This window comes from Tenacibaculum bernardetii (genome assembly GCF_029125915.1).
GTDB classification, from domain to species: Bacteria; Bacteroidota; Bacteroidia; order Flavobacteriales; family Flavobacteriaceae; genus Polaribacter; species Polaribacter bernardetii.
Map to the genome: position 1 here is coordinate 1 of NZ_JAQJCU010000021.1, position 22,439 is coordinate 22,439.

Annotated in this window: 22 protein-coding genes; 9 read left to right on the forward strand and 13 right to left on the reverse strand. The window is 31.8% G+C overall.

What is annotated here, in order from left to right; all coding sequences use genetic code 11:
- The first annotated feature begins 517 nt into the window (after positions 1 to 517).
- The 3 genes from P2G10_RS12260 to P2G10_RS12270 all read left to right on the forward strand — a co-directional run bounded on the left by P2G10_RS12260 (position 518) and on the right by P2G10_RS12270 (position 3,044).
- The gene (locus P2G10_RS12260; RefSeq protein WP_275316870.1) at positions 518 to 2,074 is read left to right on the forward strand and encodes an NAD(P)/FAD-dependent oxidoreductase; all 1,557 of its coding nucleotides are present in this window, start codon (positions 518 to 520) and stop codon (positions 2,072 to 2,074) included.
- Positions 2,075 to 2,152: 78 nt separating this feature from the next.
- The gene (locus P2G10_RS12265) at positions 2,153 to 2,782 is read left to right on the forward strand and encodes a YqaA family protein (RefSeq protein ID WP_275316871.1); all 630 of its coding nucleotides are present in this window, start codon (positions 2,153 to 2,155) and stop codon (positions 2,780 to 2,782) included.
- A 22-nt stretch (positions 2,783 to 2,804) separates the two neighbouring features.
- A complete protein-coding gene (locus P2G10_RS12270; RefSeq protein ID WP_218771333.1) occupies positions 2,805 to 3,044 on the forward strand; it encodes a DUF1456 family protein in 240 nt (79 codons plus the stop codon).
- 219 nt (positions 3,045 to 3,263) lie between these two features.
- Here P2G10_RS12270 and P2G10_RS12275 read toward each other — a convergent pair whose 3' ends face one another.
- Both P2G10_RS12275 and P2G10_RS12280 read right to left on the reverse strand, forming a co-directional pair.
- Positions 3,264 to 3,629, reverse strand: coding sequence for a DUF3127 domain-containing protein (locus P2G10_RS12275; RefSeq protein ID WP_218771334.1), 366 nt, complete (start codon positions 3,627 to 3,629; stop codon positions 3,264 to 3,266).
- Positions 3,630 to 3,637: 8 nt separating this feature from the next.
- A complete protein-coding gene (locus P2G10_RS12280) occupies positions 3,638 to 4,498 on the reverse strand; it encodes a flavin reductase family protein (RefSeq protein WP_275316873.1) in 861 nt (286 codons plus the stop codon).
- Between the two features lie 76 nt (positions 4,499 to 4,574).
- Here P2G10_RS12280 and P2G10_RS12285 point away from each other — a divergent pair, with 76 nt between their 5' ends.
- Positions 4,575 to 5,723, forward strand: coding sequence for a sensor histidine kinase (locus tag P2G10_RS12285; RefSeq protein ID WP_275316875.1), 1,149 nt, complete (start codon positions 4,575 to 4,577; stop codon positions 5,721 to 5,723).
- 77 nt (positions 5,724 to 5,800) lie between these two features.
- On the opposite strand, the gene P2G10_RS12290 is transcribed toward P2G10_RS12285, so the two are convergent.
- The 3 genes from P2G10_RS12290 to greA form a co-directional block, all read right to left on the reverse strand.
- A complete protein-coding gene (locus tag P2G10_RS12290) occupies positions 5,801 to 6,001 on the reverse strand; it encodes a hypothetical protein (RefSeq protein ID WP_275316876.1) in 201 nt (66 codons plus the stop codon).
- A 1-nt stretch (position 6,002) separates the two neighbouring features.
- Positions 6,003 to 6,395 (reverse strand): HIT family protein, encoded by a 393-nt coding sequence (locus tag P2G10_RS12295; protein ID WP_275316878.1) that lies wholly within the window; start codon positions 6,393 to 6,395, stop codon positions 6,003 to 6,005.
- Positions 6,396 to 6,533: 138 nt separating this feature from the next.
- Positions 6,534 to 7,007, reverse strand: a complete 474-nt coding sequence (gene greA, locus P2G10_RS12300) for a transcription elongation factor GreA (RefSeq protein WP_218771339.1) — start codon at positions 7,005 to 7,007, stop codon at positions 6,534 to 6,536.
- Between the two features lie 109 nt (positions 7,008 to 7,116).
- On the opposite strand from greA, the gene P2G10_RS12305 reads away from it, so the two are divergent.
- The 4 genes from P2G10_RS12305 to P2G10_RS12320 all read left to right on the forward strand — a co-directional run bounded on the left by P2G10_RS12305 (position 7,117) and on the right by P2G10_RS12320 (position 11,420).
- On the forward strand, positions 7,117 to 7,527 hold the full coding sequence (locus tag P2G10_RS12305) for a Rieske (2Fe-2S) protein (RefSeq protein WP_218771340.1): 411 nt from the start codon (positions 7,117 to 7,119) through the stop codon (positions 7,525 to 7,527).
- Between the two features lie 65 nt (positions 7,528 to 7,592).
- Positions 7,593 to 8,750, forward strand: a complete 1,158-nt coding sequence (locus P2G10_RS12310) for a 5-(carboxyamino)imidazole ribonucleotide synthase (protein WP_275316880.1) — start codon at positions 7,593 to 7,595, stop codon at positions 8,748 to 8,750.
- A 91-nt stretch (positions 8,751 to 8,841) separates the two neighbouring features.
- Entirely contained in the window at positions 8,842 to 9,321 is a 480-nt protein-coding gene (purE, locus tag P2G10_RS12315; protein WP_275316882.1) for a 5-(carboxyamino)imidazole ribonucleotide mutase, read from the forward strand.
- 77 nt (positions 9,322 to 9,398) lie between these two features.
- Positions 9,399 to 11,420: a M3 family metallopeptidase gene (locus P2G10_RS12320; protein ID WP_275316884.1), complete on the forward strand. Its 2,022-nt coding sequence runs from the start codon at positions 9,399 to 9,401 to the stop codon at positions 11,418 to 11,420.
- An 86-nt stretch (positions 11,421 to 11,506) separates the two neighbouring features.
- Here the strand turns inward: P2G10_RS12320 and P2G10_RS12325 are convergent, their stop codons facing one another.
- On the reverse strand, positions 11,507 to 12,739 hold the full coding sequence (locus P2G10_RS12325; protein ID WP_275316885.1) for a glycosyltransferase: 1,233 nt from the start codon (positions 12,737 to 12,739) through the stop codon (positions 11,507 to 11,509).
- Positions 12,740 to 12,914: 175 nt separating this feature from the next.
- Here P2G10_RS12325 and lpdA point away from each other — a divergent pair, with 175 nt between their 5' ends.
- On the forward strand, positions 12,915 to 14,315 hold the full coding sequence (gene lpdA / locus P2G10_RS12330; RefSeq protein WP_218771345.1) for a dihydrolipoyl dehydrogenase: 1,401 nt from the start codon (positions 12,915 to 12,917) through the stop codon (positions 14,313 to 14,315).
- A gap of 346 nt (positions 14,316 to 14,661) precedes the next feature.
- Here the strand turns inward: lpdA and P2G10_RS12335 are convergent, their stop codons facing one another.
- From P2G10_RS12335 to P2G10_RS12365, 7 genes are all read right to left on the reverse strand, one after another.
- The gene (locus P2G10_RS12335; RefSeq protein ID WP_275316887.1) at positions 14,662 to 16,782 is read right to left on the reverse strand and encodes a peptidylprolyl isomerase; all 2,121 of its coding nucleotides are present in this window, start codon (positions 16,780 to 16,782) and stop codon (positions 14,662 to 14,664) included.
- Between the two features lie 110 nt (positions 16,783 to 16,892).
- Positions 16,893 to 18,185, reverse strand: a complete 1,293-nt coding sequence (locus P2G10_RS12340; RefSeq protein WP_218771347.1) for a hemolysin family protein — start codon at positions 18,183 to 18,185, stop codon at positions 16,893 to 16,895.
- Positions 18,185 to 18,382 (reverse strand): hypothetical protein, encoded by a 198-nt coding sequence (locus tag P2G10_RS12345; RefSeq protein WP_218771348.1) that lies wholly within the window; start codon positions 18,380 to 18,382, stop codon positions 18,185 to 18,187. The genes P2G10_RS12340 and P2G10_RS12345 overlap by 1 nt, the downstream gene beginning before the upstream one ends.
- A 5-nt stretch (positions 18,383 to 18,387) precedes the next feature.
- Positions 18,388 to 18,954, reverse strand: coding sequence for an LPS export ABC transporter periplasmic protein LptC (gene lptC / locus P2G10_RS12350; RefSeq protein WP_218771349.1), 567 nt, complete (start codon positions 18,952 to 18,954; stop codon positions 18,388 to 18,390).
- 9 nt (positions 18,955 to 18,963) lie between these two features.
- The gene (locus P2G10_RS12355; RefSeq protein ID WP_275316890.1) at positions 18,964 to 20,274 is read right to left on the reverse strand and encodes a hypothetical protein; all 1,311 of its coding nucleotides are present in this window, start codon (positions 20,272 to 20,274) and stop codon (positions 18,964 to 18,966) included.
- A gap of 19 nt (positions 20,275 to 20,293) precedes the next feature.
- The gene (bamG, locus tag P2G10_RS12360) at positions 20,294 to 21,550 is read right to left on the reverse strand and encodes a BamG family beta-barrel-assembly machinery protein (protein WP_275316892.1); all 1,257 of its coding nucleotides are present in this window, start codon (positions 21,548 to 21,550) and stop codon (positions 20,294 to 20,296) included.
- Positions 21,543 to 22,274: a type III pantothenate kinase gene (locus P2G10_RS12365; RefSeq protein ID WP_275316893.1), complete on the reverse strand. Its 732-nt coding sequence runs from the start codon at positions 22,272 to 22,274 to the stop codon at positions 21,543 to 21,545. Before P2G10_RS12365 ends, bamG begins: the two co-directional genes overlap by 8 nt.
- Positions 22,275 to 22,439: the final 165 nt, after the last annotated feature.

Sequence of the window (22,439 nt, forward strand, 5' to 3'; positions counted from 1 at the left end):
TCGAACTGACAGTACTAAAAACTATCGTAATTAACTCATTATGCATTATAATAAATCGCTGTCAATTCGAGTAAATTTCACGATTGAAATGAGTGAAATGAGTGAAATTTATATCGAGAATAAGAATCATACTTAAAAACTAGTTCTCGATACTATTTTATACCGTTATCACTTTATAAAATCACTCGAACTGACAGTACTAAAAACTATCGTAATTAACTCATTATGCATTATAATGAATCGCTGTCAATTCGAGTGAATTTCACAATTAAAACAAATGAAATTTGTATCGAGAATAATGATTTCACATAATAGTTCTCGATACTATTTTATTCCGTTACACTTTATAAAATCACTCGAACTGACATTCATAAAACATCATAATTAAGTTAATTATAGCTGCAAAGATAGCATAGTTAATATCAGAATAACAGATAAAAAAACTGCTTTGATTTCATTTTTTATAATTCTTGCAGAAATAAAAACGTATCAATTCAATTTTGCATAATTTTGCACCATGGTAAAAGAACTTCAACTACGCGTTAATTTAATAGAAGAAAAGAAAGAAGACATCTTAAAAAAGAAAGCTTCTAGAAAATTAGACATCGCTATTACTAACATAACTACGGTAAAAGTATTACGTAAATCTATCGATGCGCGTAAAAAAGACGTGGTTTTTAATTATAAAGTAGCGGTTTATATTAACGAACCTTTACCTGATACTCCTCACTATATTTTTGATTATCAAGATGTATCTAACGCAAAAGAAGTTCATATTATCGGTTTCGGGCCAGCAGGAATGTATGCCGCATTGCGTTGCATAGAACTTGGTTACAAACCAATTGTTTTAGAACGTGGTAAAAATGTACAAGATCGCCGTAGAGATTTACGTGCTATTAATCAGGAGCATTTTGTAAATGAAGATTCTAATTACTGTTTTGGAGAAGGTGGTGCCGGAACCTATTCTGACGGAAAATTATATACCCGTAGCTTAAAACGTGGCGATGTTCGTAAAATATTCGAAAACTTGGTGCACCATGGTGCTGCTGAAGATATTTTAATTGATGCGCATCCGCATATCGGAACTAATAAATTGCCTAAAATTATTCAGAATATTCGTGAGAATATTATCAAATATGGTGGTGAAGTTCATTTTGATACCCGCGTTACCGATTTTGTTATTAAAAACAGCAAACTACAAGCCATACAACTACAAAACGGAAATGAAATGACTGTGAATTCAGTAATTTTAGCAACTGGGCATTCCGCTAGAGATATTTACGAATTGCTTGATAGAAAAGATATTTTATTAAAAGCAAAATCATTTGCAATGGGAGTTCGTGTAGAACATCCACAAGAAATTATAGACCAAATTCAATATAGTTGCACAGGCCAAAGAGATGAGTTATTACCAGCTGCATCATACAGTTTAGTACATCAAGCAAATAACAGAGGTGTATATTCGTTTTGTATGTGCCCGGGCGGATTTATTGTGCCAGCTGCAACGGCAAACGGAGAGGTTGTTGTAAACGGAATGTCGCCTTCTCGTAGAAATAATAAATTTGCCAATTCAGGAATTGTTGTTGAAATTAATATCGATAAAGATTTATACAAATATGAAAAATTCGGAGCGCTTAAAGGTTTAGAATATCAGAAGGATTTAGAAAAATTAGCTTTTAACGCTGGTGGAAAAAGTCAGGTTGCCCCTGCCCAACGTTTAACAGATTTTGTAGAAGGTAAATTATCAGCTAGTTTAAATGAAACCTCTTATCAGCCAGGTTTAAACTCAGCACCAATGCATTCTTTATTGCCAAAGTTTATTGGTAGTAGATTGCGTAAAGGTTTTGATGCTTTTGGTAAAAAAATGCATGGTTATTATACTGCCGAAGCAAATATTATTGGAGTAGAATCTCGCACCTCATCTCCGGTTAATATCCCTAGAAAAGAAAGTTTAGAACACCCACAAATAGAGGGTTTATTTCCTTGTGGAGAAGGTGGTGGTTATGCAGGCGGAATTATATCTGCAGCAATGGATGGTGAGCGTTGTGCTGAAGCTGCTACTGCTAACTTATAATTAACGATATTTCTTTGATTTATTTCCAATTACCTTGTATTTTTGCATTCTCTAAAAGAGGCCCAGAGAAACAAGGAAATGAAAGTTAAGAAAAGAAGAAATAAAAAGAATGTAAAGCCACACGTTAAGCGGTTACACAACTACTACCAACGTACCGGTTTTTACATGTTTATTTGGGAAAGTTTAAAAAAAGCTTTTTGGCCAATAGTGGGTGCAGTTGTAGGTATATTTTTATTTAATAAATATGTTTACAATATTAATGACGGTTTACAAACAGTTACCGAAACTTTTTCTAGACTAGGTGTATTAACTACTTTTTTCATTTCTGAAACAATACTGGGTTTAATTCCGCCTGAGATTTTTATCGCTTGGTCTAAAAAAACAGCAGATCCTGTTTTAAACTTATCGCTATTAGCAACCTTATCTTATTTTGGTGGATTAACTGCTTATTTTATAGGTAGAGCTTCCTTAAAAATTGCTTCTGTAAAACTTTATTTAGAAGTTAAAATGGCTAAAAACCTTAAAAACACCAGTAAATGGGGTGGTTTTTTAATTTTAGTTGGTGCCTTATTACCATTACCTTTTGCGATTAGTTGTTTAACAGCTGGTATGATTAAATATCCGTTTAAAAACGTAGTACTATTTGGACTATTTCGTTTTTTACGTTTTGCCATTTACGCTTGGGCTATTTTTAAAATGGTTAACTAAAACAATAAAATATATTATTACTATGGGATTAACGAACAACGATATTTTTAAAAAATTAAGAGTAGCTCACAAATTTCGTGATACTGATATTATTGAAATCTGTGCTTTGGTTGACTTTAAAGTTTCTAAAGGTGAGTTAGGTGCTTTTTTCAGAAATGAAGAGCATCCTAAATATATGGAGTGTGGCGATCAAATTCTTAGAAACTTTTTAAACGGATTAGTAATTCACTTAAGAGGACCAATGCCTAAAAAGGAAAAATAAAAACGATACAATACAACATAATAAAAGCCTTCTGAGAACAATATCAGAAGGCTTTTTTCCCTTAATACATCTTTAGTCTCTAGCTAATAAATGATAGTACAAATATATTTTAATCTGGTAGAGCTACAAAAGGGATATCCGCATTTAAAAGAGTGGATTTCCGTAAAACGTAAAAAGAGAGCCGGTGGCTCTCTTTTTTGTATATATAATCCTTTTATATTAAAAAGGTAAATCGTCTGGTTCGTTAGCAGATAAATCTGGTGCTGGTTGAAACTGATCTACAGGTGGTGTATTTTGAGCAGAAGCTTGTGCTAAATTCTCAATTCTCCATCCTTGAATAGAATTAAAGTATTTTGCAACTCCTTCTGGATTAATCCACTCTCTACCTCTTAAATTAATAGATACTTTTACATCTTGACCAACAGCATAACTATTTAAAACATCACATTTATCCTGTACAAACTCAATCATAATCATTTGTGGATATTGCTCATCTGTAGTCACAACTAATTCACGTTTTCTAAATCCGCTAGCTCCAAATGTTTGTGTTTCGTTAATTAATTTAATCTTCCCTATAACTTCCATATTCTTATCTATTTAATTAAAAGCACTTTCCAAGCACTTTCTACATCATTACTCTTTAAATAATCTTGTGCAAATGTATGTTTTTTTTCAGTTGAAAGCGAAACATATTTTGGGTGTTCTTTCGCAAAGTTATTAACAGTTTCCTCATTTGGTAGCTGTTCTACATTACCTAACATTCCTAAATTATTACCTGTTAAAACAGCACTATTTCTAATTTCAACAGGAATTTGATCTACACCAATTCCTAAAGTCGAAATTGGTTTTGGAATTTCAAAAAAACCGTCTCTTGCTCTAGAATAATAGCTTCCTCCTGCCCTAGCAACTAAATCTATTTTATGTTGATCTATGCTTCCGTCTTCCGCTAAAACATTCTCGTTAATATGTAGTTTAACCACTTCACAAACAATTAAATTCCCTGCGCCTCCTTCGGTTCCTGTATAAATAATATCGGTTACTTTACATTCAAATTGTACTGGCGATTCTGCAACTCTAAAAGGCTTTACTTCATCAGAAGGTAACATTGTAAACCCCGCTTTTTCAAACTCATTTACACCCTTCGGATACATCGTACTACTTAACGACATTTGTTGTACAATATCATAATTCACCACATTAATAACCACTTCTCTTGTTTCTTCAGCATTATCTAACGTATGTTTTGTTTTATTACCTCTTACACTTCGTGCTGGAGAAAAAATTAACATTGGTGGATTGGCTCCGAAAACATTAAAAAAACTAAACGGTGATAAATTCGGATTTCCTTCTTCATCAATAGTACTTGCAAAAGCAATAGGTCTTGGTGCTATAGCGCCTAATAAATAACTATGTAATTTACCTACAGGTAATTCTTTAGGATCGAGTGATAACATATATATTCTTTTTAGATGTAAATATACTACCGTTTTACAAATTAAGTTATTGTATAGAATAGTTTATATTTGACTAATGACATTTTTTAAGAATACTTATTGGATAAAACGCCTTACTGTTTTAGTATCTATATTAATCGTTTCGTTTATTTTATGGAATACCTATGTTTTTTTTCAGAAATTTAAGGAAGAAGAACGTGGTAAAATAGAAATATTTGCAGTCGCCTTTAAAGAGCTAGCTTCTAATCCTGATTTAAACGAAAACACAAACTTAATTAATAAGGTTTATGAAACTATAGAAAACATTCCTACGATTCTTGTAAATAAAGACGGAACAATTGATTTATATAGAAATTTAGATATTATTAAATCTAAAAAACCTAAATACCTTCAAGAACAATTAGCCCTAATGAAAGATCAGAACGAGCCTATTGTTATTGAGTATTTCGGAATTACACAATATCTCTATTATCGAAATTCCGATTTATTATACAAGCTTAAATACTATCCGCTAGCATTACTTTTAATACTAGGTCTTTTTTTAACCATTGTTTATATGGTGTATAAATCGAGTAAAGTTGCCGAACAAAATAAACTTTGGACCGGTATGGCTAAGGAAACTGCTCATCAAATTGGCACACCGTTATCTTCTTTATTAGGTTGGATTGCTATTTTAAGATCTGAAGATGTAAACGAAGAATATATTGTTGAAATTGAAAAAGATGTTGATCGTTTAAGTACCATTGCCAATCGATTTTCTAAAATTGGCTCTCTTCCTAAATTAAAGAAATATAATATTGTATCAGAAACACAAGCAGCATTTAATTATTTAAAATCTAGAAGCTCTAAACAAATTAATTTTTCTTTTTCTTCGGATAAAGAAACACTTTCAACCTTCTTAAATATCGAGTTATATGGTTGGGTAATTGAAAATTTAATTAAAAATGCTATTGATGCAATGCGAGGAAAGGGAAATATTTCTCTTGAAATTAAAGAAACTAGTAAGTTTATAAAAATTATAGTAACCGATTCTGGTAAAGGAATTGCAAAATCGCAGTTCAAACAAATATTTAAACCAGGATTTACCACAAAAAAACGTGGTTGGGGCTTAGGCTTATCGCTCTCTAAACGTATTATTGAAGATTACCATAACGGGAAAATACATGTTTTAAAATCTGAAATAAATAAAGGAACTACTTTCGAAATTCAGTTAGATAAAGTTTAAAATAATTACTACCACTTTATATCGACTTGTTTTTCATCAAACTAAACTTATTTCAGAATAACTCGCTAGTATTAAATTTAGTTTTCTTTCTTTTCTTTTAAGTTTTTTCGTTGGGTCCAACCAAAAATTAAGCCTGCTATCAACCAAAAAGGAATGCCTATTAATACATCTTTTAAAGTAACTTTTTCATTATCAAAATAAGGCCAAACAAATGTCATTATAACAAACATCCATAAAGCCCAAGCCAAGCCTATTTTCTGCCATTTTTGAAATTTCATATTAACTGAAATTATTAGAAATGTTTTTTGCTATGGTAACAAACTCGTCATTTGTTAATTTTTCTTTTTCTACAAACTGAATATCAGCCATTGTGTTTAACGGAATTAAATGCACATGTACATGCGGCACTTCTAACCCGATCACACTCATCCCAACACGTTTACAAGGAATTGTTTTTTCTATCGCTTTTGCTACGCGATAAGAAAAAGACATCAGCCCGTTATATTCTTCTTTCGACAAATCGAAAATCTTATTTTCTTCTCTTTTAGGAACTACCAAAGTGTGTCCTTTTGCATTCGGATTCACATCTAAAAAAGCGATAAAATTTTCGTCTTCTGCGATTTTATATGAAGGGATTTCTCCTAAAATTATTTTGGTAAAAATACTTGCCATAACTTTTGTTTTAATGTTTTCTAGAACACAACCGATGATTAAATTAAATCTCGACTGCACTCAACCTAACAATATAAAGTAAAAATAAAAAAAGCGTTGCAAACGCAACGCTTTTATCAATAAATATTTTTAAAGAGATTATCTAGATATCTCTATGATTTCAAATTTCATAATTCCGTTAGGCACTTTAATCTCTGCGATATCACCTACTTTATTCCCTAATAATCCTTTTCCTATAGGTGAATTTACTGATAATTTTCCGTTTCTAATATCTGTCTCAGAATCTGCAACCAAAGTATAGGTAAACTCCATACCATTAGTCGTATTTTTTAATTTCACGATAGAGTGAATCAATATTTTAGATGTATCTAATTGACTTTCATCAATAATACGGGCATTCGCAACTACATTTTTAAGTTGCGCAATTTTAGTTTCTAATAACGATTGCTCTTCTTTTGCTGCATGGTACTCTGCATTCTCACTTAAATCTCCTTTATCTATAGCGTCACCAATTTCCTGAGAAACTCTTGGTCTTTCAGTATGCTCTAAATGTGATAATTCGTCTTTTAATTTTTTTAATCCTTCTGCAGTATAATATGATACTTCACTCATAATTTCTAAACTTTAAAAATCTCATTCCGATTAGGAATGAGATTGCTCTACAAATATACAAAATATTTGTAAATTCGTACCGTTACCTATATAACTCTATTTTAAAATAATGAAAAAAATACTTTACCTATTTATTATAACAATTACATTGGGTTGTAGTGATAATACACCTGTTAATAATTGTTTTAGAGGAATAGATATGAATGCTATTGTCGATTTAACATTACCCGAGTTTCAAGGATTATTGGTTCCTAGTGGTAGTTCTCAAAACACAATTCAGGGTCGTAATGTTTTCCTTTTCAGAACAGGTATTAATGGTTATAAAGCTTTCGATCAGCAGTGTCCTGAAACTACTTGTAACTCTTTAATGACTTTTAACGGCGTGCAAATTACATGCCCTTGCGACGATAAACAATATAACTATTTAGCAGATGGCGCACCAATTGATAATGAAGGCTGTTCTGCCCTAATGTATCTTGTTACTAAAGTTAGCGCTTCGCAATTAAGAATATCTCGTTAATTGTATTTATACTATACTTTAGATTCTTATTTTTGCGATAACAACAACACACTAAAATATTTATCTTGAAAAATTATTTTTCTTCAGACTTTAAATTGGGCGTTCTCGGTGGCGGACAGTTAGGTAGGATGTTACTTACCGAAACTCAAAAATTTGATATTTACACCTTAATTTTAGATAAGAATCCAGAGGCTCCTTGTGCACAAATATGCAATGAGTTCCATCAAGGAGATTTATTTGATTTTGATACCGTTTACAACTTCGGTAAAAAGGTAGATTTACTAACCATCGAAATAGAAAATGTAAATATTGATGCACTCGAAAAACTACAGGCCGAAGGCTTAACTATTTACCCGAAACCTGCTAATTTGAGGATAATTCAAAACAAAGCACGTCAAAAATTATTTTACAAAGATCATCAAATTCCTACTGCCGATTTTTCTCATTATGCTTTTCTAGAAGAGTTAAAACACTCATATGAAAACAATATTATTGAGTTTCCTTTTGTATGGAAATCTGCACAATTTGGTTATGATGGTACCGGTGTAAAAGTAGTTCGTACTTATGAAGATTTACAATCATTACCAGAAGGAGAATGTATTGCTGAAAAACTAATTCCTTTTAAAAATGAATTGGCCGTTATTGTAGCCAGAAATTCTAATGGATCTGTAAGAACATACCCTGTTGTTGAAATGGAATTTCATCCAGAAGCAAATCAGGTTGAATATGTAATTTGCCCTGCAAGAATAAATTCTAAAGTAGCGGAAAAAGCAAGAGAAATAGCGTTAAAAGTAGCTAGCACTTTCGACTTCGTCGGATTGTTAGCTGTTGAAATGTTTCAAACTAATGATGATCAAATCATTGTTAACGAAGTAGCTCCAAGAACACATAACTCTGGACACTATTCAATTGAAGCTAGTTATACAAACCAGTTCGAGCAACATGTACGCAGTATTTTAAACCTTCCTTTAGGTAATACAGAAAGTAAAGTTGCCGGGATTATGGTAAACCTAGTAGGCGAAGAAGGTTATACAGGCGATGTCGTTTACGAAAACATGACAGAAATCTTAAAAATAGACGGAGTTACACCACACATTTACGGAAAGAAAACAACCAAACCTTTTCGAAAAATGGGGCACGTAACTATTGTTAATAAAGACATTAATGAGGCGCGAAAAATAGCGCAACAAGTAAAAGAAACAATTAGAGTAATTAGTAAATAATTACTCGTCAAGCTGAATTCATTTCAGCTTCTCACCCAAATTAATGAGATTCAGAAACAAATTTTAGAGTCTCATTTTAAAAACATAAATTATGGTAGGAATTATAATGGGAAGCGATTCAGATCTTCCAATCATGCAAGAAGCAATTGATATTTTAGAAGGTTTCGATATTCAAATAGAAGTAGATATTGTTTCTGCTCATAGAACACCAGAAAAATTAGTCAACTATTCTAAAAACGCACATACTCGTGGTGTAAAAGTAATTATTGCCGGCGCAGGTGGCGCTGCTCATTTACCAGGAATGGTAGCAAGCATGAGCCCTTTACCAATAATCGGAGTCCCTGTAAAAAGTAGAAATTCTATTGATGGCTGGGATTCTGTTTTATCAATATTACAAATGCCAGGCGGTGTTCCAGTAGCAACTGTTGCTTTAGATGGTGCAAAAAATGCAGGTATTTTAGCTGCTCAAATTATTGGTGCTTCTGATAAGTGTGTATTAGATAAAATCATTGCATACAAGGAAGGTTTAAAATTAAAAGTTGAACAAGCTTCAGAAAGAGTAAGAAAATAATCATTTGTCTCTTCGAGCGCAGTCGAGAGGTTCTATTTAGATCTCGACTGCGCTCGATCTGACACAAACATTAAAAAATGAATCCACTTTTACAAGACTTTAATACACCTCCTTTTTCTAAAATTGCAAATACAGATTATAAACCTGCCATTGAAGAAGGAATAAAAATAGCCAAAGCAGAAATTGATGCAATTGTAAATAATACTGAAGCTCCTACTTTTGATAATACCACAGTAGCTTTAGATTTTACAGGCGAAAAACTAAATAAAATCACCTCAATTTTCTTTAATTTAAACTCAGCAGAAACTAATGATGAAATTCAGAAAATAGCACAGGAAATTTCTCCTTGGCTGAGTGAATTCAGAAATGACATCACATTAAATGAAGCATTGTTTAATAGAGTAAAAACTGTTTTTGAGAATATACCTTCTTTAGAATTATCTCCTGAACAACATATGTTACTAGATAAACAGTACAAAAGTTTTGCTAGAAACGGAGCCAATTTAAACGAGACTGACAAGACTGAATTACGTAGTATTGATGCTGAACTATCAAAACTCTCATTAAAATTCGGAGAAAATGTATTGGCAGAAACCAATGCTTTTGAAATGCATTTAACTGATGAAAATGATTTATCTGGTTTACCAGAAAGTGTAAAAGAAGCGGCTAAGGAAATAGCAATATCAAAAGAGAAAGATGGATGGGTTTTCACTTTAGATTACCCAAGTTATATTCCGTTTATGACCTATGCAGACAATAGAGAACTGCGTAAAAAATTAGCAATTGCTGCTGGTAAAAAAGGATTTCAACAGAACGAATTCAATAACGAAGAAACGGTTTTAAACATTGTAAACCTTCGTCATAAAAGAGCCAATTTATTAGGTTATAAAACACACGCTCATTTTGTTTTAGAAGAACGAATGGCTGAAACACCTAAGAAAGTTTTGTCTTTTTCTAACGATTTATTAGCAAAAGCAAAACCTGCCGCAAAACGTGAATTTGATAATTTAGCTACTTACGCTAAAAAATTGGATGGTATAACGCAACTTCAAAAATGGGACGGTACTTATTACGCAGAAAAATTAAAGAAAGAACTATTTTCTTTAGATCAAGAATTGCTAAAACCTTATTTTAAATTAGAAAATGTAATTGACGGTGTTTTTGAAATTGCAAGTAGATTATTCGACTTACAATTTGAAGAAATCAACTCGATTGATAAATACCACGAAGACGTAAAAACATACAATGTAACCGATACAAAAGGAAATTTCGTATCATATTTTTATGCAGATTTTCATCCTAGACCAGGAAAAAGAAATGGTGCATGGATGACTTCATATAAATCGCAACAAATTAAAAACGGAATTAATGAGCGTCCGCAAGTATCTATTGTTTGTAACTTTACTAAGCCTACCGAAACAAAACCGTCATTATTAACCTTTAACGAGGTTACAACGCTATTTCATGAATTTGGTCACGCATTACACGGAATGCTTGCAAACACAACGTATAATAGTTTATCTGGAACATCTGTTTCTTGGGATTTTGTAGAACTTCCTAGTCAGGTTTTAGAAAACTGGTGTTACGAAAAAGAAGCTTTAGAGTTGTTTGCAAAACATTATGAAACTGGAGAAACGATTCCGATGGAATATGTTGAAAAGATAAAAGAATCAGCTAGTTTTCATGAAGGTATGCAAACCTTGCGTCAACTGAGTTTTGGACTCTTAGACATGAATTGGCATGGAAGCGAATCGCCTGAAACAATTACTTCTGTAAAAGAATTTGAATCAAAAGCTTTTGCTGACACAAAATTATATCCTGATGTTAGTGAAAATTGTATGAGCACCGCTTTTTCTCATATTTTTCAAGGTGGATATTCTGCTGGATATTATTCTTATAAATGGGCTGAAGTTTTAGATGCTGATGCTTTTGAGTATTTCTTAGAAGAAGGAATCTTTAACAAAGAAGTTGCCGATAAATTTAAAAACAATGTACTTTCTAAAGGTGGAACCGAAAAACCAATGGAGTTATATAAACGCTTTAGAGGAAAAGAACCAAAACCAGATGCGCTTTTAAAACGTGCTGGACTTTTAGCATAAAATGTCACTTTGAGCGCTGTTTAACTAATTTTACAACTGTAACATTAAAAGTTCTGGACTGCGCTCGAACTGACACTAATTTATAATTACTTGTTCTTAGCTTCAATCCACTTGCTCATGTATTTTGTAGCTTGTAAAGTTTGATGTTGTAACAAACTTCCAAGAAAATTATTTTGACGGTGTTCAATTATATTTTCTTGGATTTTTTTTATGCGCTCAACAAAAGGTTTCTCAATTTTTTCTTTATCATAAATAGCATTGATAATTTCTATTCCGCTTAATTGAAACTCTTCCCATAATTTCTCATCAGAATACAATGTAATCGCTTTGTTAGAAAATGCCTCAAAATCATCTTCTATAAAACCATTCCAATTAAAACCATCATGCATTCCTTCTGCTCCGATATTTGATGTTATACTTGGCGTTCCGCATAGCATCGCTTCGGTAAGTTTCCCTTTTATTCCTGCTCCAAAACGGATAGGCGCTAAAACAACTCTGGCGTTTCTCACAACTTGCATGGCATCTTCAGCAAATCCTTTTACGATAAAACCTTCTTTTTTATTATGCAACTGATTTATTTGTTGGGTTGCATACGCTCCGTAAATATGAATTTCTGCTTTTGGAAATTCTTTGCGAATTAACTTCCAAATATAATTTTTAAGCTGCAAAACTGCATCTACATTCGGCTGATGAAAAAAATTTCCTATAAATACAAAATGTTCTCGTTCCTCAAAAGACTTCCAACCATTAACCACTTTTCCATCAATTTTATCTAATAAAAAAGGAAGATGGTACAGTAAACTTCCATCAATTTTAAAAACCTCTTTAAGTAATTTTATTTCATAACTAGAAATTATTAAACTCAAATCGCATCGCAATATCGATGCTATTTCTCGTTTTGCATCTGTAGACTTTAACAAAGCATCCGTAGAAAAAATTTCTCCTTTTTTTAATTGTTCATGACGGGTTTTACGCAAAAAATGTAAATCTTCTGTATCAAGAACCCTTAAAGCATCCGGACAGTTCTCTGCAACTCGCCACCCGAATTGTTCTTCCATCATAAAACGATCAAACAACACAATAGACGGATTTAAATCAGATATAAAATCATCAAACGAAGTATTATTCAATTCAATCGATCTTTCATCTACTCCCAATTCAGTTAAATGAATTGCTTTTTCACTTTTTTGTGCTGGCGAAGCAAATGTTATTTTATAATTATTCTTTAAAAACAATTCAATTAATTGCAACATTCTACTTCCTGCGGCAGAAGAACTTGGCTCTACCCAAACATACCCGATAATTAATAGTTGTTTCATAATGGTTTCAAAGTTAAAATAATTAATGTTATTTATTGATAAAAAGTAATCGAAAACATACTTCAGCAAATCAACTATTATGTGTAATTTTGCACTTATTATTCTGAAAAACAAAATATAAACTGATAAAACATTAATTTTTATCAGATATACATAAACAATAAAAACACGACTTATGAAATACGATTTAATCGTTATTGGTTCTGGTCCAGGTGGATATATTGCTGCCATTAGAGCCGCTCAATTAGGATCTAAAGTAGCTATCATCGAAAAATATTCAACTTTAGGTGGTACCTGTTTAAACGTAGGATGTATTCCTTCTAAAGCTTTATTAGATTCTTCTCATCATTATTACGATGCTGTGCATCATTTTGAAGAGCACGGAATTACTGTTGAAAAGCCTTCTTTCGATTTCGGAAAAATGGTAGACCGTAAAGCTAATGTTGTAGAAACTACTACAGGCGGAATTAAATATTTAATGGACAAGAATGATATTACTGTTCATGAAGGTTTAGGTTCTTTTGAAGATGCAACACATGTAAAGGTTACTAAAAACGACGGAACTTCTGAAGTAATTGAAGGTACAAACATTATTATTGCTACAGGTTCTAAACCATCTACATTGCCTTTTATCACTTTAGATAAAGAGCGCGTTATAACATCAACTGAAGCTTTAAAACTTAAAGAAGTACCAAAACATTTATTAGTAATTGGTGGTGGAGTAATCGGTTTAGAGTTAGGTTCTGTTTACAAACGTTTAGGTGCTGATGTAACAGTAATTGAATACGCTCCGAAAATTACACCTACCATGGATGCTGATATTTCTAAAGAGCTTCAAAAAGTTTTAAAGAAACAAGGTATGAAGTTTAACACCAGTCACGGTGTTACTTCTGTAGAAAGAAACGGAGACGAAGTTGTTGTAAAAGCAACCAATAAAAAAGGTGAAGAAGTTACTTTTAACGGAGACTATTGTTTAGTTGCTGTTGGACGTAAAGCCTTTACAAAAGGATTAGGATTAGAAAAAGCAGGCGTTAAGCTTACTGATAAAGGAATGGTAGATGTAAATGAACATTTACAAACTAGTGTTTCTAATATTTTTGCTATTGGTGATGTTGTTCGTGGAGCAATGTTAGCACACAAAGCTGAAGAAGAAGGTGTTGTTGTTGCTGAATTTTTAGCAGGACAAAAACCTCATATCGATTATAACTTAATTCCTGGTATTGTGTATACATGGCCAGAAGTTGCCGCTGTTGGTAAAACAGAACAAGAGTTAAAAGATGCTGGTGTTGCTTACAAAGCGGGTAAATTTTCTATGCGTGCTTTAGGAAGATCTAGAGCAAGTGGAGATACTGACGGATTTGTTAAAGTATTGGCTGATAAAAATACGGATGAAGTATTAGGAGTTCATATGGTTGGTGCACGTGTTGCCGATTTAATTATGGAAGCTGCCGTAGCAATGGAATTTAGAGCTTCTGCTGAAGATTTAGCAAGAATATGTCATGGACATCCAACATATTCAGAAGCTGTTAAAGAAGCTGCAAAAGCTGCTTGGGACGGAAAACCTTTAAACGCTTAATACAAAGCTTTAAAATATATTTTAAAAAAAGCAATCTCGTTTGAGATTGCTTTTTTTTGGTTTATTATTATTATTATTGCCAATAAATAAATTGTTACAAACTATAAAAATTGAGTTATGAAAACTAAAAAAATAAATTATTGGTATGTTTTAATCGTTTTTATAGCCATTATGTTAATAACTGGTTATGTTTTTGACCTTGGGGAAGCTTTGGGTAAAGCGATGGCTAATTAAGGCTTATTAGCTAAGAAGAGCTTCTGAAATAGATAAGTTATACCTTTATAATAAAGCACAAAAAAAATCCGAACTCAATGAGTTCGGATTTTTTTTATTTTAACTTTTCTGATTACTGAATTCCGTAAAAAGAACTCATGTTATCTTCAATGTTAGAAGCTTTTTTAATAGCTTCATACATTTGAAAAGATTTGTTTTTTCTTTCGTTTACTAAACGCTTTCTGTAAGAATCATAGTTTGGTAAAGCTGTTGGTAATGATTTTGATGTTACTTCAAAAGCAAATACTCCTTTATCTCCTGCTACGTTTTTAACTACAGTATTTTCTTTAGCGTTTAACATTGCTCCTACTACTTTAGGCTCAAACCCTACACCCGAAATTGTTGGTGATTGTAAGTTTACATCTGCAGCATTTTTAACAGTTACATCTACCGATTTAGCTATTTCTGCTAATGTAGCTCCGCTAATTTTAGCTTCAATTAATTTTGCTTTTCTTTCGTTTGTTAAAATAGGACGAACTCTTGAAATCGCTTTTTCAACTGGCATTAAACCTTTTTCAGTCTTACCTGTTAAAACAGCTACTACATATCCTCCTTCAACATCAAAACGTTTAGAAGTTCCTTCGTTTACCCCTGTGTCAAAAGACCAAGTAATAATTTGTCTTTCATTACCAATTCCTGGTACAACTTCATCTAAAGGTTTTAAACCAACTGCTGGTTGAGATACTAAATTCTTTTCTTTTATAACTTCATCAAAGTTTTTACCGTTTGATAAATCCAAAGAAAAAGTTTCAGCATTTTGAAAAACTGTATTTTCTGTAGCTTCTGATGCCTCAATCTTACGTCCAAAAGTTGCTAATTTTACAACTGTTTGAAAGTTCTTCTGACCATCAACTTTCATTACGTGAAAACCAAATTGAGATTTTACAACGCCCATATCTCCTTTTTTACCTTCAAAAGCAAAGTCTCTAAAAGCTGGTACCATTCTGTTGTAACCAAACCAATCATAGAAACCTTCTTTTTCAGCAGAACCTTTATCTGAAGAAAACTCTTTTGCTAAAGCTGCAAATTTAGATTTGTTAGCTTTTAAAACTGTTAATAAGCTATCTGCAGTATTCTTAGCTTCTTCTTCTGTTTGTGTTACTGTTGCATCTGCACTTGCAGAACCCACAAAAGGAATTAAGATATGACTTGCCTGAGCTGAATCTGGTAATTGAACTACTTTTGTAATTTTAGATAATTTAAAGTGGTTTGCGTCTTTATATGGTCCGAAAACATCGCCTTCTTTACCATTAAAAATTTGCTCAGCAATTACTTGTGGTACTTGAACCTTAAACTTGTAATTGTTGTCTAAAGCGATATCAGAATCATTTTCTGATAAAAACTCAGCATAATTACTAGTGTTCTTTAATCCTTTAACAGCTATGTTAGCACCAGTTACTGAATCTTCTATTAACTTAGCTACTTCTGCTTTAACAGCTACTTCATCTTCAGCCGTAGGCTTAATATCAAACTTTACAAATTTAATATCTCTAGAGGCTGTTACTTGAAATTGATTTTCGTATTTACTAATATAATTTTTAATGTCGCTTTGTTTTAAAACAACTAAATCATCAGCAATTGTAGTATAAGGTACATAAACATATTTACCTGAAACCTTTGTGTTTTCTGTTAAATATTGTGCTTCACCTTCTTTTAAAGAAGCTCCTAAACCTGCAGATACTAAATTATCGTATGCTGCTTTTTCAAGTTCGTTCTTTAAAGAAAACATGTAGTTTTGCCAATTACTCCAATCAGCTCCGTTTTCTTCTTTAATAGTTGCTAAGAACTCTTTAAGTTTATTTTTATCTAAAAGACCTGCGCTTTGAAATCTTGGGTCGTTTTGAATAAACGGAGTTTCATACAATCTATTCATTATATCAGCATCACCAACAGTAATTCCTGCTTCTTCTAACTGAGTTTTGTATATTTTTTGTCTGATAATGTTATTCCAAACAGTTTTTGCTGCTTGCATTTCAGAAACGCTATTACCTGTTTGTGCTTTATAAGCATCTAAAGCTTCTGCAAATTCTTGGCGTGAAACAGCTTCACCGTTTACTTCACCTATTTCATTTACTTTACTTGCATTAAAAAAATCTGATATTGTAGAAGGGTCTAATACAAAAGCAAAAAGTGCTAAACCAATTACAAGAATTAAGAACATTGAACGTTCTCTAATTTTCGATAAAATTGCCATACGTTATTTATTTTATTTACAGTGAGCGAAAATACAATTTCATAGTAAACAAAGCAATGTTTTTTTAAGCTGTTTTTTTTTGATTGAGAATCTATGCAGAAAAGTACGTTTTAATCTTCTATATCGATGACTTTTAAGTACAAATCATCAATTTTAGTAGCGCTTACTTTTAGTATTTTAATATAGAATTTATCGATGTGTAAAACTTCGTCTTGTTCGGGTATCGTTTCAGTATGATTTATAATAAAACCACCCAACGTTTCGTAAGCTTCTTCTTTAGGTATATTTAAATCGTATTCTTCATTTAAATAATCGACTTCTAATCGTGCTGAAAATTTAAATTCTTGGTCGCTAATTTGTTCTTCTAGTAACTCTTGACTATCATGTTCGTCTTCAATCTCACCAAATAATTCTTCTACAACATCTTCTACAGTTATAATTCCTGATGTACCGCCATATTCATCTACAACAATTGCAATGCTTTTTCTTTTCTTTATCAAACTGTTTAAAACATCGTTAATAATCATCGATTCTGGCACAAATTCTACCGGTAATAAAATCGACTTGATAGAAACTGGATTTTTGAATAATTCGAAAGCACTTACATACCCCAAAATATCGTCAAAAGAATTTTTATAAACCAAAATCTTAGATAAACCTGTTGCGATAAACATCTCTTTTAAATTTTCGACAGATTCGTGTATATCAATTGCCATAATTTCTGTTCGAGGCACCATAATTTCTCTGGCTTTTACCTTGTGAAATCCTAATGCATTCTGGAAAATTTGGATTTCTAAATCGATTTTATCTTCGTCATTTCCTCCATCTAATTGTTCAGAAATATAATTCCCCAATTCCTCTTTACTAAATTCTTTTTTAGCTTCTGCTTCTCTTATTCTGAAAAAAATGAATAAGAAAAAATCTGAAATTTTGGTGATAATCCAAGTTATTCCGTAAAATAATAAATAAAAAATATATGCCGGCACTACGAAAAGCTTTAACATTTCGTTTGCATAAATTCTAAATATGGTTTTAGGTAAAAACTCTGCCGTTACTAAGATAATAAGTGTAGATACTATTGTTTGTGTTAAAAGGTTTAAATCATCTAATAAATAGTTTATAAATGTAAAATCTGTTGGCAATGCTGTTTGAAACCAATTCATTAACAATTGTCCCATAAAGTAACTATATATTACCAATGCTACATTATTACCAACCAACATTGTTGTTATAAACTTTGATGATTTTCGGGTAAGAATCGCTAATATTTTAGGTAAAAAACCTTCTCTCTTTTTTTCTAGCTCAATATGTAATTTATTGGCAGAAACAAAGGCTATTTCCATACCTGAAAAAAAGGCCGAAAATAGTATAGAGCTAAGAATTATAATGATTTCAAATTCCATTAACGTTGTTGATTTCTCTTTTCAACTTTTCTTCTAAAATGACGTTTAAAGAAGAAAATTAAAGTAATAAAGATACCAAATCCAAATCGAATAAGCGCATCTTGTTTGCTTGTGCTCCATTGAAAAACACCTTCAACAAAAAACAATGCCCCAATAACTAAGTAACCGTACTGTAAATACTTCCAAAATGTATTCATTGTATTTATTTTTGATTTGTTTGAATTTCTCCTGTAATGTCTTTAGCTATATATTTAGATAAATCCTCTTTCGACTCAAAACCAAAACCGTTAACAGTACCTCTTAATGTTGTTAACCTAAAGCCATCTTCAGTAAAAAAGTAATGTTCTTTTTGATCCCAAAATAACTGATTGGTTTCTAACTTTCTGTTTCCAGAATGGTTTAAGATTACCACATTTCCTTTAATTTCAGAAACACCTGTTTTACTGTATGACAAAGCATAGTTACCTGTGATTGTAGTAGAATCCTTTCCTGTTTGATCAATAGAAACAATTTTTATTCCTTTAGGGAACTCGCTATACGGATGCTCCTCTCTATTAGAAAAATCATAAAAAAGAGATGCTTTTGTTTTTGAAGTAATTTTACCTGAGTCTTTTTTTATATGATAAATATTTATTGCCGTTCCTACAGGCATATTTTTATCCGCTAAAAAATCTCGCACTTCTTGCTTTGAATTTACACAAGAAAAAAGCATTGCCACCAAAAAAATGGCAGCAATGCTTTTATGTATATTTATAGAGTATAATTTCATCTAACCCTATTATGGTACACGAACTGTTTCACCAATCCAACAACCAATTTTATGGCTAGCTCCTGAAGCAATACCTTTTTGAAATATTAATTTCTTTGATGGTACATTTTTAGTATAACTTGAAATATATCTATTGGCTCCACAACCCGGATCTACTCTTTTCGCTTTTAATGCTTTATTTAAAGCAGCTACGTACACCATTCTCTTTTCAAACTCATCACTACCACAAGAGTTTGCACTCTTTTGATATAAACTTGCAATAAATAAGTACGCCTTACCCATGTTTGGGTTATATCTTAATGCTTCGTAAGCTAAAGATCTTGCTCTACTTCCGCTAGCATTCTGCGCTTCTCTTAATTTATACTTTGCCTTTACAAAAGGATCTGTTTCTAAATCAAAAGCTTTCTTTTTCATTTCTACAGCACCACTTCTATCTCCATTTTTAGCCAAAACTCCAGCTAAGAAGTTGTAAGCATCAGAAGATTGTGTAGTTTCAGCATAAGCATTTGCTAACTTCTCAAATAAAGGATCTGTTTGACAACCTTTATTATACATTCTAGAAACTGCTCTTTTTAACCAAACACCGTCTGTTTTTTTACCTTCGAAATCTCTAGTGTAAATAGGAATTAATCGCTCGCAAGTAGCTATTTTAGAAATCATAGCATCTAAACCACCTTCAACCTGTCCTAAAGAACCAGAGTTAATAGTAAAAGCTCTCAAGTTTCTTTTTTCTCTTGCACTAATAGTTCCTAAAGAATCCTTTTCTTGTAATTTAGCTACCTTCTTGTTATAGTCTTCTAACTTCTCTTCTACAGATTCCATTACATCATCATAAGTATCAAATACTTTTTGAGGATTGGTATCTTTATTAATCTCTGCTATAGTTTCAAAATATCTAAATATATTTTTAACTCCCATATCCTTAGGGGAAAGTTCATATGCTTTTTTTAAGATTTCGAAAACCTCGTCATCTGTCGCTAATTTATTCTCAATTAAATAACTTGCATAATCACTATGTAATTTTGCGACTCCTTTTGTTGGGAAGTTTACTAATCGTGTTTCATAAACTTTCTTGGCCAATACAGGATCTTTTAATTTCTCTGCTACTCTCTCTCCGTACTTGTAAATATTAACTGATAGTTTTGGACAGTTTGTTAATAGATACTCTAAGTTTCCTTTAGCTTCAGCATACTTCCCTGTAGATGCATCTCCTTTAAAAAGGTTATACTTTATGTTACATTCTTGACTCGCTTGTGCTTTTACACCATTTACGGCTACGAACAAAAATAATCCTGTTAGTAAATACGTAATTTTTTTCATCTTGTATCAGTTTTTTTTATTAATCTATTTCTCTTTTCTGGAACCATTTAAGACTATTTAATGATAAACTTAATCTAACATTAAAATATTCTTCTTTTACCAAGCTACTACTTGATGATCCTTTTTGCCCATATTCAAATCCAATATTTACATTAGACAATTGTCTTGGCAATGGCAATCCTAATCCAATATTTATGCCAAAGTCGTTAACTGAAGTAAAACTATTATTAGAGTTAACTAACAACCCAGTGTCTTCGAATCGCAAACCAGCCCTATAAGTCACTCTATCCCAATAACTTGATATTGAATTTACCTTCGGAATATAATAACCTCCTATTGATAATTTATTTGAATCATCGTATTTATAACCTCCAGTATTTGAAATTAAACTACTGTTACTGCTTAACGCACTTTGAAATTGTTGGTTAATACCTACGTACCATTTGTTATCTTTTCCTAAACCTACTCCGAAAACAGTTTTCATAGGAATGTTTATATCCCCATCTATAGACCTATTAAAAAGCTCATCTCTTTGAATATCTTGTCCTGAAAAAGAATACATTCTTTCATTTCCGTTTGCAGATAAATCACTATTTAATGTTATTGAAGCTCCTGTAAAAAAGTTTAACTTGTTCTTTAATTCTCTTTTGTATTGAGCTCCTAACTTAAACTGTCCGCCCCTAATATTTACAGATTCTTCATTTTTTGTTCCTAAAGCAACATCAACCCTTTGGTTTACAATGCTATTATCTAGATTACCAAAAACATATCCTGCTTCGATACCTACTGAAAGCCCTTCTAAAACATACATACCAAAACTAGCATATATTTTATTTGTTCCTCCTTCTCCAGTAAACAAAGTAACCTCTTCATCGTTTTGGTTATTTAATAAAGAATAACCAACTGATGAGAAAGGTTGTAAACCAACAGAAACTCCTGCTTTTTCACCTAACGGAAAACCTAAAGAGATATAACGTAAGTTTGTTGACTTACCAGATTGTGATGTATTTGCTTCTTTTATGGTCAGAAAATTCATATTCCCACCTATACCATATGTAGCTGCTCTTAAATCTGCATTTGAAGCTGGATTCGTGAAATTTAAATGGTGAGAATCTTTTAATGCTACTCCAATACCCCCCATAGATGCCTGCTCTACAGTAACTGCTTCAAAATTTTCTCCAATTCCAAAATAAGAATAAGGTGACGCACTATTTCTTTGTGCTGATATTGTTACTGCGCTAAGCACAAGTATTCCTAATATAAATCTCTTAATCATTCGTTAAATTATATGTCAAAACGGTATGTAATCCTTCCAAAACAAAATTTGGATGGGCAAATATGCCACTTTTTAATTGTTTAGCCAAGAAATATGTGTCTCCTCCTGTTAAAACAATTGTTAAATCTCCATACTTTTTTTGATATTGATTAATAACGCCTTCAATTTCATTAATTACGCCGTTTACAACACCCGAATGTATTGATGTATTTGTGTTTGTGCCTATAAAACTAGATACTTCACTCAAACCTAGCAATGGTAATTTAGCCGTATAATCATGTAATGCCTTATACCTCATTGAAATACCTAAAGAAATTGCACCTCCTAAATATTCGTTTTTATTATTGATAAAATCGAAAGTAATACAGGTTCCTGCATCAATAATTAAAACGTTTTTTTGCGGGTATTTTTCTGTAGCTGCTGCTGCCAGTGCTATTCTGTCAACGCCTAAAGTTTTTGGTGTTTCGTATTTATTTATAAAAGGAACTTTAATATCGGAGTTTAAAAAGATCGGATTTAATAAATCAGTGATTTCTTTTAGTGTTTTTTCTGATATATTAGACACAGAAGACACTATCGAACTTGAAATAGAAAAATTATTAATAATTTTTTTTACTTCAAATACAATTTCTGTCTTGCTAAAAACAAAAACTTCTTTGATTGTATTTAACTCAAAAACAGCTGCTTTAACTCTTGTATTACCAACATCAATAATTAAATTCATCTCTTTATTTCTTAGAATTCAAATTTACAATACATTTTTTTTAAAACAAATACTTTGTATAATTAAAAAACGGTTGTATATTTGCATCCGCTTAACGAAAGTAGCAAACTGGTGCCTTAGCTCAGTTGGTAGAGCAAAGGACTGAAAATCCTTGTGTCCCTGGTT